10 protein-coding genes are annotated in these 13,175 nt (G+C 42.9%); 4 read left to right on the forward strand and 6 right to left on the reverse strand.

Features of this window, described 5'->3' with window-relative positions:
- Positions 1-212 precede the first annotated feature (212 nt).
- On the forward strand, positions 213-2,648 hold the full coding sequence (locus BM528_RS06795) for a TonB-dependent siderophore receptor (RefSeq protein WP_071979237.1): 2,436 nt from the start codon (positions 213-215) through the stop codon (positions 2,646-2,648).
- Between the two features lie 91 nt (positions 2,649-2,739).
- Entirely contained in the window at positions 2,740-3,957 is a 1,218-nt protein-coding gene (locus BM528_RS06800) for a purine nucleoside permease (protein WP_232230595.1), read from the forward strand.
- A gap of 24 nt (positions 3,958-3,981) precedes the next feature.
- Here BM528_RS06800 and BM528_RS06805 read toward each other — a convergent pair whose 3' ends face one another.
- Positions 3,982-6,033: a response regulator gene (locus tag BM528_RS06805; protein ID WP_071979238.1), complete on the reverse strand. Its 2,052-nt coding sequence runs from the start codon at positions 6,031-6,033 to the stop codon at positions 3,982-3,984.
- Between the two features lie 267 nt (positions 6,034-6,300).
- Positions 6,301-7,230, reverse strand: coding sequence for a GGDEF domain-containing response regulator (locus tag BM528_RS06810; protein ID WP_071979239.1), 930 nt, complete (start codon positions 7,228-7,230; stop codon positions 6,301-6,303).
- Positions 7,231-7,605: 375 nt separating this feature from the next.
- Between BM528_RS06810 and BM528_RS06815 the strand changes: the two genes are divergently transcribed.
- Positions 7,606-7,971, forward strand: coding sequence for an Hpt domain-containing protein (locus tag BM528_RS06815; RefSeq protein ID WP_071979240.1), 366 nt, complete (start codon positions 7,606-7,608; stop codon positions 7,969-7,971).
- 110 nt (positions 7,972-8,081) lie between these two features.
- Here the strand turns inward: BM528_RS06815 and BM528_RS06820 are convergent, their stop codons facing one another.
- Complete coding sequence (locus tag BM528_RS06820; RefSeq protein ID WP_071979241.1) at positions 8,082-9,083, reverse strand: adenosine deaminase; 1,002 nt, start codon at positions 9,081-9,083, stop codon at positions 8,082-8,084.
- 624 nt (positions 9,084-9,707) lie between these two features.
- Here BM528_RS06820 and BM528_RS06825 point away from each other — a divergent pair.
- Entirely contained in the window at positions 9,708-11,039 is a 1,332-nt protein-coding gene (locus BM528_RS06825; RefSeq protein WP_071979242.1) for an NCS2 family permease, read from the forward strand.
- Between the two features lie 99 nt (positions 11,040-11,138).
- Here BM528_RS06825 and BM528_RS06830 read toward each other — a convergent pair whose 3' ends face one another.
- The 3 genes from BM528_RS06830 to BM528_RS06840 all read right to left on the reverse strand — a co-directional run bounded on the left by BM528_RS06830 (position 11,139) and on the right by BM528_RS06840 (position 13,114).
- Entirely contained in the window at positions 11,139-11,393 is a 255-nt protein-coding gene (locus BM528_RS06830; protein ID WP_071979243.1) for a DUF3862 domain-containing protein, read from the reverse strand.
- A 134-nt stretch (positions 11,394-11,527) separates the two neighbouring features.
- Complete coding sequence (gene puuE, locus BM528_RS06835) at positions 11,528-12,466, reverse strand: allantoinase PuuE (RefSeq protein ID WP_071979244.1); 939 nt, start codon at positions 12,464-12,466, stop codon at positions 11,528-11,530.
- A gap of 3 nt (positions 12,467-12,469) precedes the next feature.
- Positions 12,470-13,114 (reverse strand): TetR family transcriptional regulator C-terminal domain-containing protein, encoded by a 645-nt coding sequence (locus BM528_RS06840; RefSeq protein ID WP_071979245.1) that lies wholly within the window; start codon positions 13,112-13,114, stop codon positions 12,470-12,472.
- Positions 13,115-13,175: the final 61 nt, after the last annotated feature.

Below are 13,175 nucleotides of genomic sequence, written 5' to 3' on the forward strand. Positions count from 1 at the left end.
TCATTTAGCAGTACAATTTATTAACATCAAGACAACAAAACTATCAAACAAAAATTAAATTAAAACCAATAATTTCAAAGGCTTATGAAAAATAAAAAATAGACCAACTGGACAACAAATTGGCATTTTTTCTGCTCTATAAAACAAATTAGCAAGAACTGCGTGAAAATGCTCATCAATAGAGCAATAAAAATATAAAATACGAGGAAGCCATGAAACATACTACGTTCGCTTTATCCCCCCTTGCTCGGGCACTTGCCATTGGCATAGGTATCGGCACTATCACATCAATTTCTGCCAGTGCATTTGCACAAGAAGAAACACCAAAAGAAGCAGATGTAGAAAAAATTGAAGTAACGGGCTCTCTTGGCAGCCTGCCAGGACAGGATGTAGAGTCAGTTTTCGGGTTTGGGAAATCAATTTTAGAGACTCCCCGCTCGGCATCAACTATTTCACAAGAGCAAATGGAACGTTTTAACGTCACGGATATTGACGAATTAGTGGCTTTCGCGCCAGGTACATTTACACAGTCGTTTTTCGGTGTTGCCGGCTCACTCGATGTGCGAGGCACGCCGGGTGAAAACTACTTTAGAGGTGTAAAAAGACTTGATAACCCGGGCAACTACCCAACACCAATTGGCGCGTCTAGCCGTATAGATATTGTTCGTGGTCCAGCGTCGCCTATTTACGGGCCGTCTAAAATTGGTGGCTACCTCAACTTTAATCCAAAGTCTGCACGTGCATCATCTGGTCAATACTTAGAGTCTCCAACAGGTGCACTTTCCTACACCACAGGGTCGTGGAGTAAAAGCATCCTTACTGCTGAAGTTGGTGGCCCTGCCAGCGTGGGTGGAAAAGAGATGGGATACTACCTCTATGGTGAGGTGGAGAACTCTGACAGCTACTACGACAATACACAAACCGACCAATCTATTCTACAAGCCTCGTTTAACATTGACGTTACCGACAACCTTCGTTTTGAATTTGGCGGTATGTACCATGACTACGACGGTAACCAAGTTGCAGGTTGGAACCGTTTAACGCAGGACTTGGTTGACGACGGCACTTATATTACGGGGACTGCATTACCGCTAGACACCGATGGTGATGGGCAGATTAGCCATGAAGAATATGGCGCCGTGAATATTGCAGGCAATAGCTTCTTCTACGTGCCTGCCGCTGCGTTTACCGACGATGAAGCCACTGAGTTAATGCAGCTTCAAAATGTAGGTACCACAAAACTCAATGGCAATCAGGTGCTTGTTGCCCCTGACGACCAACTAGGTAATGAGGCTATAACCCTTTATTTCGATACTATTTTTTATGCTGACGATTGGGAAATTCGTAACCAATTATTTTACGATTATTACGACAACATCAACGAGAATGCATACGGGTTTTCTCAATTCCATGAAAGTTGGGTAGTAGAAGACAAACTTATCTTCGCTACAGAGTATGAGAAAGACAGCCTATTGGCACAATTCCAATTCTCGCCTTCCATTCGTTATACAGACTTTGAACATGGCGATGACTTTGAGTTTGAATACTTTAACCGTCGCGATCTCACAATGCCTTCCTCTGCGTTAGATCGCCGCCTGCTGTCTACCCGCTCGGGTAAAAATTACGATAACTACGATGTGGGTAATTATCTTGATTTAGGCATAGCAGCAATGACCGATCTCACTTGGGATTGGGGCTTAAATCTTGTGCTTGGCGTGCGTTACGACACTATTGACATTGAAAGTACCTCGCGCAGCGACTTATTACTTTTCGCTACAGGTGAAGAAACGCCTGCATATGCTGAGGAGACCGTCGATGGTTGGTCTTGGAATGCCAGTATTTCTTACGAATTTGGATTTGGTCTTATCCCATACTTCACCGCTGCAGAACAAGCTACACTAGTTGCTGGGCAGGGCGCTGAGATTGGTGTAGGTCAGCTGAACCAACCAGGTTCAAGCGGTGCTTTTGATACCTCAGAACTGATTGAATACGGGGTGAAGGGATCGCTATTAGACGACACCTTATATTTCGCGCTATCGGCGTTTGAACAAGAGCGTACCGACTTTAATACTCAAAACGTGGTAACAAACAACACCACCAATAACGAAGGTATTGAATTTGAACTTCGCTGGGTAGTAAACGATAACTTAGTAGTATCTGCAGGCTACACAAACATTGAAGTTATTAACCTTACCGCACTGGAAAATGGTAACCAGTTTGGATTTTTAGGCGCTGAAGATTTAGTTAATCTTACCGATCCGTCATTGGTTTTTGGTGGTAACGTCATTGGCCTTAACTTGATTGGTGAAGGATTTGCCAACTCCGACGGTCGCAAAGCGGGTATTCCTGAAAATATTTATACCCTCACCGCTACCTACGACTTCCAAAATGGATATGCTGCTAACGTGAGCGTGGTAGATGTAGAAGAAGTGGCTTCTGGCTTTTCTGCGGCGGTAACACTGCCAGCGTACACATTAGTTAATGCCGGTTTGTCTTATCAGGCAGAAGACTGGTCGTTCAACGTAACGGTTAAAAACTTAACCGACGAGCGTTATTTCCGTGCTAACTTCCCAGACTTGTTTGGTAGTCAAATTGTATTACCAGAGTTACCTCGTCACTGGAACGCCACCTTTGCGTACAAGTTCTAGGCTAGTGATAGGCTAGTGTTACGCTAGCTTTAGGCTAAGATCAAAGGTAAATCTGGTTCGCCAGATTTACCTTTTTTGTTTGGAGTCATTTATGTATTTCCGTATATTTTGCAAGCCGTTAACGTCGCTAAGCAACATGCTTTTACTAAGCTTAAGTATTTCTTCTTTTGCTGTTTATTCAGCAAGTAATGCCCATCCAACTAGTGCTTCGTTAAAACCGTCTTCTACAAAAACACAGTTTTCTTCATCAACCGAGCCCTCTTCGCCAACAAAGACGCATCTTTCCAAGAAAGCAAATCAACTCACCAAAATGAAGGTAAAAGTAGTGGTGGTGAGTATGTTCGAAATTGGTGACGATACCGAAGATACACCAGGAGAGTTTCAACTTTGGCGTGAAAGACAGTCACTGGACACTCGATACCCATTGCCCCACGGACACCACGATATTTTTGCTAATGAAGAAAAAGGCATAATAGGTATTGTAACGGGTATGGGAATAGCAAAAGCATCGGCAGCCATTATGGCGCTGGGTTTAGACGACCGCTTCGACCTGTCGCAGGCCTATTGGATTGTAGCGGGCATTGCAGGCATAGATCCTTATGACAGCACCATAGGAAGCGCGGTGTGGACAGATTTTGTAGTAGATGGCGATTTAGCCCATCAAATTGACGCACGAGAAATACCCGAGGATTGGGATACGGGGTATTTTCCGCTATTTACTCATAGCCCTTATGCCAATGCAGACAAGGTAAACACTCAAAAAAGCCCAAATGGCGAGGTGTTTGTACTTAATCAACAACTAGCAAAATGGGCATACGATTTAACCAAAGACACACAACTGCCTAATACTCCTGCTATGGACACCCTTCGCTCAAAGTATCAAGGCTATGAACATGCGTTAAAAAAGCCTTCAGTTAGTTATGGCTCACACCTTTCTGCATCTACCTTTTGGCACGGCGAAAAACTTAACGAGTGGGCAAACAACTGGGTATCCTATTGGACCGGCTCTAAAGGCAACTTCATGACGTCGGGTATGGAAGACTCTGCAACACTGCAGAGCATGAGTTACTTACACAATGCGGGTTTAGTAGATAAAAACAGAATGGTGATATTGCGCACGGCAAGTAACTTCACTATGCAGCCTCCAGGCCTTTGTGCAGCGCAAAACTTAGAAAATGAGAGCTCTGGTGAGGGCTATGCTGCTATGAGAAGCGCTATTGAGAGCGCCTACCTTGTTGGCGTTCAGTTCACTAATTACATTATTGAGCATTGGGATACTGTAAAAGACACACCACCGTCACTTGAGTAGTGACGGTGGCCTCCTGTTCATACCTCAAGTAAACGTTAGCTTACTCACTAGCGTTTGCTTAACATGAGAAAGCACATCGTTTTTTACTACAGGTTTTGGTAAAAAGCCCGACATACCGGCCCCCAAACAGGCTTTTTTATCCTCTATTGACGTATTGGCCGTTACCGCGACAATTCGTCCAATTTCAGAAAGCAGTTTTTCTGCAAGAATAACTTTCGTTGCCCCAATACCGTCTAAAACAGGCATTGCACAATCCATAAATATAAGGTCGTAAGATGTTGAGCGTGCCTTATCCACTGCTATTTGGCCGTTTTCAGCGCTATCCACAGTAAACGGTAATCCGTCGAACATAGACTCAAGTACCATTCTATTAATGTCGTTATCGTCGACCACAAGAATGTTTATTTTTTCTTCTAATAGCTCCGGAGTGAAAGACACTTCCTCATTTAAACCATCACATTGCTTAACCGACTCTACTGGGATGACAATATCAAAACAGGTTCCTTGGTCGTCGTTTGAGCTAACCGTAAGCTCCCCTTCCATTTTTGATACAAGTTGTTTTGCCGCCGTAAGTGCTAAACCATTGTCGTTGAGCTCTTCAGAGGCTTGAGCTCTTGTACCTGCAAGCGGTTCGAATAATTGAGCAACTGCGTCTTCATCAAGTACTACCTCTTTGCCACTTACTGACGCCATAAGTGTGGCATCATTTTCTCTTTGCTTCAGAGCCACATGTAACACTATCTCTTTGTCTTGCGAATACTTAGTAAGGTACGACACCACATTTTTCATAACCTGTGCTAGCCTGGCAGCGTCGCCCTGAATTACAGTAGTAGAGTCAAAAACATAGTAAGCAGTTAAGCGACTGTTTTGATCTTCACAGCGCATTTTGAGCACGCTCACGATATCTTCGAATAAAAGTTTCAGGTTAAAAGGAGCCATATCGAGGGTAAAGTCACGCTTGATAATGCTAGTGTAATCGACCACATCATTAATCAATGCACTGAGGCGTTTTGCACTGCGCAAGGCAAACTCCGCTTTTTTAATTCGCCTAGCCTCTTCATTCTCTCCTTTAATTGCCTCTAACATGCCTGTTATACCGTTTAACGGCGTTTTCAACTCATGACTTACCCGAGATAATAAGGCCCCTTTTTCGGCAGCAATACCTTCGGCTTCCTGGCGTTTCTCATCAAGAGCAATACGCAGTTTCACGGCTTTGTTTACGTTTTGACAGGTTCCAAATAAACGCAAACACTTCCCGTTTTGCATTTCAGCCATACCGTGGGTTTCTATCCAAACGATATTTCCCTTTGCCGAAACAAGTTGCAAAGTTGAACTCCACGGCTCGCCAGTTTCAATGGTATTAGCAACAATACGGGCAATTTCATCTCTGTCGAATCCCTCTTTGTAGAAGTTTATTGCCGAATCTAATGTTGGCTTAAAGGTACTGTCCACCTCATGAATCTTTCTTGTTTGCGAAGACCAAGTGAGGGTATTGGTGGCAAATTCAACTTCCCACGTGCCAATGTCGGCCACACTTTGTAGCTTTTCATACAGCGTGTTTTGCTTATTTTCGGCTTTCTCTAATTGAAATTTCGATAGCTCAGTATCAAGCCACTCATCGAGTAAACCCAACTTATCAACGTCATCTTTGCGTTCAGGGTTTACGTTAATTGCAACAAGGAAGACGCATTTATCCTCAAGTCGATGGGCTTTTCCACGTAAAAAGGTAGTGGCCCCAAAGTAGGTTTTCGACCATTTTTTAAACACAGAAGAAGCTGAAGCACTTGATTCAGGGAAATGTTGCTCAATGAGGGCGCTGCTATCAATGAAGCTATTTTCAGCCGCACTACTCTCAAGAGAAAAATGCCCAGCGAATGAGGGAATGACGGAAAATGACGGAGCATGGGCTGAAGAAGCCTTAGCAACAACTTCTACCGACTCTTTGTGCAGGCATACGAGCACACATTGAAAAACGCTCATTGTTTTAGCAGCACTTTTAACAATGTTATGAAAGGTGCCTTGCAACCGCTCACCCAACACCGCATTTAAATTAGACTGCTCGTCATAAAAAATCATTTAAGTATCCCTTCTACCTCTTTTAAACACCCATTCCGCTGATGACAATGCCAAAACTTGCCCCAAAACACCTTCCTGTGTTGGGGTGAAAAATAATTGCTAAAACAAATTCTTAAAGGCGTATTGAATTAAAGCGTGTCGAACTCTGCTTTAATTCAACGATTGATACGACTTAGATTACTTAAAAAAGTAAATGTTTGATATTAAACAATAGGATAGAAGCGAATGTTTTTTATCCGGAATGATTTAAAAAAGCGTTATCACCACTTAGCGCTTAGTAAAACCGCAGGCGCGATTTTTACCGTTATCTTTTGCATCAAAAAGCGCTATATCAGCCTCTTTAATAACACCTGAGAGCGAGCTGCTAATAATATCCAGTGCATCATTTGCTGCATAGCCAGCGCTAATGGTTACTCGGTCTTCAGCACCATATTGGTGAAGAATATTGGCGTCGTACACCGCTTTTACAATATTTTGTGACACCACTTTAGCGCCATCCCAATCTGCGTACGGCAACACCACTAAAAACTCTTCGCCACCAAAACGAATTACGGCATCTTTCGGGCGCTTAACTGTATTTTCAATAATTTCGGCCACGCGCTGCAAGCAAATATCCCCCTCTAAATGCCCGTAGTTGTCGTTGAATGGTTTGAAAAAGTCGATATCGACTAAAATAACACCAACACTACCTTTATCTCTGGCAACCTGCTTTAACGTTTGAGGCGTTTCTTTTGCCAGATAAGTGCGATTGTAGAGACCAGTTAACTGGTCGTGATAAATCATACTCTGCAAATACTCAAAGCGCGTCTTATTTTCTAAGTGTGTTTTAATACGGTGAGTGAGGGTGGAAGCGTTAATTGGTTTGATTACAAAATCGGATGCGCCCACTTCCCAACACGCATTTTCCACCTGAATATCCATGGTAGCGGTAATAAAAATAATGGGAATATTGGCTGTTTCTGGGGACACGCGAAGCGCCTGACAAACTTCTAATCCATTTTTATCGGGCATATTCATATCCAGAAGAACCAAATCTGGAACCTCAAGACGGCATTTTCTTATGGCCTCCCTACCGCTACTTGCAGTGTCACAAACTACATGAGGTTCAAGTACCGACTCGAGCAGAATTCTACTTGCATGCTCATCATCAACAATTAGCACCTTACACTGTGACAGCGATTTGATTTTTTCTAACATATTTTTATAAAGACTTTAATTGGGAAGTGGCCTTTTAAAAAGGAACATGAATAGTGAATAGAATCTGTGTAAGTTCATTCTTATAAAAGTTTACGCGCTGCTAAGACTATAAAGGCCTTATTACCTCCGAAGCTTGCTATACAAAAAATAACGTTCGGGTTACATAGACTTCATTATCTGTGCCGGATTATATAAAACTTTAGTATAGGTTGTAATAGGTCTTGCACACATTTACCTTATTGACTGGGTAATTTGTCGAATACCTATCGCGACATGCGGCACACTTGAGTATTTAATGGAACTCGAACCGAAAAGAACTAATACAAAACTGTGGTGCTTTATCCGGCGCTAACTTTGCGAGTTGAGGAGTAGTTTATGTCTATAGATAAGAACACACAATTGCACGACATTTGGAATGTTGAAGCCGCCCTAGCAAGACTAGGAGGAAATGAAACCCTATTAAATCGAATTGTGAGTATGTATCTTGATCAAATACACCTTAAACAACAACAACTTTCCAACGCTGTTCAAACCATGAACGTGGAAGAAGTTCAACTTCAAAGTCACTCGTTAAAGGGCTTGTCGGGAGATGTGGGCGCTGACGCGGTGAGAGAAAAAGCATCTGAAATAGAGCTACTCGCTAAAAGCAATCAAATGGATAAAGTGAACAAGGAAATTGTTGAACTCAATGCAGTAATAGAAGCCACTGTTACTCATATGGAAAAGAGCGTAAAAAAATGAAGGCGCCTTATTTAGCAAATCATCTTAAATACCTAAGCAGGTAGTTACAGGCAGACTAACTGCCTGCACCTATCGTTGAACCAGCTTTACACAAACCATTTAATTATGGGTTAAAGCATTGCACTAATTTGATTGCAGTACTCTTGCTTTTTTGACTGTGGTAAGAAACTCGCTTTGAAACTATTCATTGCCAACGCTTTTACATGCTCTTTGTTCATGTCTAGAGAATGGCTCAATGCGATAAAATTATCATTTAAAAAACCGCCAAAGTAAGTTGGATCGTCAGAGTTAACAGTAACTAAAAGCCCTTCCTCTAAAAGTGACAAGATATTATGTTGTCTCATATCGTCAATAACGCAAAGCTTTAAATTACTGAGTGGACAAACTGTTAGCGGTATTTGCTTTTCTTTTAAGTAAGACATGAGCGCCGGGTCTTCCTGGCATCTCACGCCATGGTCAATTCTATCTACACCCAGCAGATTTATTGCTTCCCAAATGTAAGAGGCCGGCCCCTCTTCACCCGCGTGGGCCACTATTTTAAAGCCCTGCTCTTTCACCTTTTTAAAGACTCGCTGGAACTTTGACGGCGGGTGACCTAATTCAGAACTGTCTAAACCTATCGCATGAATTTTGTCAGCGTAGGGCTGAGCTTGAGCCAGTGTTTCAAAAGCATCAGATTCGGGCAAATGACGCAAAAACGACATAATTAGATAACTAGAAATGCCATATTCTCGCTCTGCGTCTTCAATAGCACGTAAAAAGCCAGGCATGAAAACGTCAAAACCAACGCCTCTCTCAGTGTGCGTTTGTGGGTCGAACATTATTTCAGTATGAACGATATTTTCATTAGAGCAGCGGCTGAGATACGCCCACATCAGCTGATAAAAGTCATCTTCATTAATCAGTACGCCCGCGCCAGCGTAATAGAGATCAAGAAAGCTTTGCAAATTTGAAAAATTATATGCATCTGCTATTTCTTCCACACTGTTATAAGGAAGCGCTATGCTGTGTTTCTCTGAAAGCTGCCACATAAGTTCAGGCGTTAAACTACCTTCAATATGAAGGTGAAGTTCGGCCTTCGGTATATTTTTAATTGTTTCGATTAGCGACATGGCACCTCACTTTTGCACCAAATAAAGGCAAGCCAACCACATTGGTGCATACACTCTTAATTTGGAGATAATTTTCTGCGTCTTTCCGTATTCTTATTTAACCACAAATGCAGTTTTATCAATAATATTGGCGCTATATTTTCCATAGTGCTATTTTTCGTGCCGCTGTTTCACACAATGCTTCTCCGAAAAAAGATGCCTTCCGTAAGACAATGTTAGGCAACTCAGCTTCATGTGATAGCACCACAATAGCGCCATCACAACGCAATCACAGCGCCATAATAGTGCTATAAAGGTATCGTTTGATCGCACCTATAGATCAACGGTAGCGACCAAAACAGGTTCGGTGTGTTACAGACAGCTTGATAATTTAGCGATGCAGCAAGTACATTAAGCAACTGAATAAGAGAAAGCGTAGCATGAAACGCGCCAAAACGTTGACTACTTGGTCAGTTAATTGCTTATGGCTAACGCAGGTACTTTCAGAAATTAGCCTTGCTTTGCGATTACAGATAATGGATAGACAACGTATTAACGAATGTCTGCGCTTGCAACGTTAGCGAAAAAAGAAAGATACCTCCTATTTTAAAACGAATCACTGACTCAACACATAGAGATGACTAGATGTTCAACAACCTCATAGAGCGGCTTTTCAAACTTCAGCAGCACGGCACCACCGTAAAAACAGAAATCATTGCCGGCCTCACTACCTTTGCTGCTATGTCGTATATTTTAGTAGTCAACCCTGGCATTTTAGGGTTGAGCGGAATGCCTATTGAGGGCCTTATTACCGTAACAGCCATTGCTGCCTGTTTAGGTACTTTGCTAATGGCACTTATGACTAATTACCCTATCGCCCTAGCACCAGGCATGGGTTTGAATGCATTTTTTGCGTTTACCATCTGTTTAGGAAGAGAGGTGCCCTGGGAAGCCGCACTTGGTATCGTGTTTTATAACGGCATTCTGTTTTTAATTTTGTCGTTAACCGGTGTGAGAACCAAAATTGCGGAGTCTATCCCACCCTCACTAAAAATAGGCGTGCAGTGTGGAATAGGCCTATTTATAGCCTTTATTGGCTTAAAAAACGCTGAGCTTATTGTTGATAATCCAGCTACATTTGTTCAATTAGGCGACCTTTCAGAACCCGCGGTTCTGCTAGCACTTTTAGGTATAATTTTTACTATTGTGCTAATGATAAAAAAAGTGACCGGCGGCATTCTCATTTCTATTATCACCCTTACGGTTATTGGTGCGTTTATTCCCACAGACTCGGGCACATTAACGCAAACACCGCAAGCAATTGTGGGTATGCCTGAGCCAATATCTAACACCTTTTTTGCCATGGACCTTTGGTATCCCATAGAACACTTCGCGCAAACCTGGGACCTTATTTTCGCACTTATGTTCGTTAATATGTTTGATACCATTGGCACGCTAATAGGTGTATCTAGAAAAGCAAATTTGCTCGCTGAAGACGGAAGATTACCTAAAATTGGGCCAGCAATGACGGCAGATGCATCTGCAAGTGTTGTAGGGGCTATGGTGGGAACGTCTCCGGTTACAAGCTATGTTGAGTCTGCTACAGGCGTGTCAGCTGGCGGACGTACTGGGCTTACCGCCGTGGTGGTATCGGCCTGCTTCGTATTATCGCTGTTTCTCACCCCACTTATGAAAGTAATACCACTAATGGCGACTACGCCAGCCCTGTTAATGGTAGGTATTTTAATGATGGAGTCTATTCGTCAGCTTGACTTTGACGACCTCGGCGCCTTAGCCACCGCGTCTGTTGCCCTTATCGCCATGCCACTGACGTTTAGCATTAGTGAGGGCATAGCCCTTGGTTTCATTACCTATGTGGGCATTAAAGTCGGTACTGGGAAGTTCCGAGAAGTGACTTGGCTAACCTATATATTAGCTGGCGTGTTTATACTCAGATATATTCTAGATTTGAAGTAAGACTTTGGAAAATCGCGGTGAATGCGAAGGGTGCCCTAGCGCTTCAAGCTCACCGCGACTTGAAAGTAGGCTATTGAAAGTAGGTTATCGAAAGATAAGTTAAAGACCGCTGTAGTTAAATGTAATAGCCTTATCGCCCATGAATACAATTTTGACGTATTTAGACTCTTCATTCCCCCAAGTACAGGCCATTGTCCCCATTGTTTTTGAGCAGTTATCCGCACCGCCAAGAACGCTTTCTACTTCATTTTGTGACATGCCCATTTCTAGCTTGTCGTAATTTTCTTTAGAAAGTTTAGAGCATGCTGTAAGTGCTAATGCGCCCACAATTATCGCGATTGTTTTGAGTTTCATGCTGAAATCCTTTTTTGTATTTATACATTATTACTAGCAAAACGCTATTTAGCATTTAGCCAATTAGCCACTTAGCTTAATAGTAGCCTATTTATGCAAAGCCTATACAGTTATTCGTTCACATAAACTGAGCATTAATCAATGTTGTCGGCCCCTTTGTCAGGATGCTCGTTTAGCCAATGTCGGGCAATCTCTTCTCTTGTTGCGAACCACACCTTATCGTGAGATTTTACGTATTCGATAAAACGCTTTAGGGCAGCCAACCTCGCCGGACGACCGATGATTCTGTTGTGCAAACCGATAGATAACATTTTAGGCGCGTCCTCTCCCTCTTCAAGCAACACATCAAAGGCATCTTTTAGATAGGTAAAAAATTGGTCGCCACTGTTAAATCCTTGAGGAGAAGCAAACCGCATGTCGTTGGTATCGAGAGTGTACGGCACCATAAGCAAAGGCTTGCTGTAATGGTTATCAAAATACGGTAAGTCATCGGCATACGAGTCTGCGCAGTAAAGAATATCGTCTCGTTCTGCAATAAGTTTTAGCGTATTGGGACTTGTGCGGCCGGTATACCATCCAACGGGCTTTTTGCCCGTTAACTGCTCATGAAGCACAATGGCGTCATCAATTTCTTTGCGCTCTTGCTGCTCATCCATGTGTTGGTAGTGAACCCAGCGCATACCGTGGCAGGCTATCTCCCACCCAGCACTTTGCATGGCTTCTACCGCTTCAGGATGTCGCTGCATTGCCATGGTAACACCAAAAACGGTTACTGGTATTTGGTGCTGAGTAAATAAACGGTGCAGACGCCAGAAGCCGGCTCGGCTGCCGTACTCATATATCGACTCCATACTAAGATGACGATCTTTATATGCCTGCGCACCAATAATTTCAGAAAGAAAAACTTCAGATGACTCGTCACCGTGCAGTACGCAGTTCTCGCCACCTTCTTCGTAATTGATAACAAACTGAAGTGCGATTTTGGCATTACCAGGCCAGTTGGCGTGAGGCACATTTTGGCCATAACCCACTAGGTCTCGAGGATAATTTGCAGCGCTTTTTCTATCTATCATTCCCTACTCCATAAATTGCGATGGCACCGCTAAACCACAGCCGCCCAATACAAGCTTAACAACTTCTTTTGTCGCTTCTTCAAAGTCTGCCTTGGTCATTTTTTTACCGCGCAGGCGAGTGATTTGAGCGGAGAAATCGGCATAGTGCTGGGTGCTTGCCCAAATAGTATAAAGTAGATACTCAGGGTTAAGTGGCTGCAGTTTACCTTCACTTATCCATGCGTTGATCAGCGCAACGCGTCCAGCCATCCAGCGGCCGTGCTCTTCATCAAAATAGCCACTTAAATTTTGCGCACCGTTGATAATTTCCATCGCAAATATTTTAGATGCTAAAGGGTGAATGCGAGACACTTCCATTTTTTCAGCGATATATGTTGCTAGCACATCAGCTGGATCATCAGCCACCGTTGCTTTATCAAAATGAGAGTTCCACAGCGATAGAGTTTCTTCTAATACCGCGACATAAAGCTCTTGCTTCGATTTGAAATAGTAGAGTACGTTAGTTTTCGGAAGGCCCGCCTCGTCGGCTATTTTTTGTACTGCCGTACCTTTGAGTCCAAATTGGGCAAAGCATTTTTCCGCAGCCTGAATTATTTTTCGTCTATTTGCAGCCCCGACACCAATTTCGGAGCCTCTTGCCTTTATCATTTTTTGTTCGTTCCTTTACATCATAATATGCATAAACTTTTAAATGCATTCGTGTAAGACG

The organism is Alteromonas sp. RW2A1, assembly GCF_001886475.1.
Lineage (GTDB): Bacteria > Pseudomonadota > Gammaproteobacteria > Enterobacterales > Alteromonadaceae > Alteromonas > Alteromonas hispanica.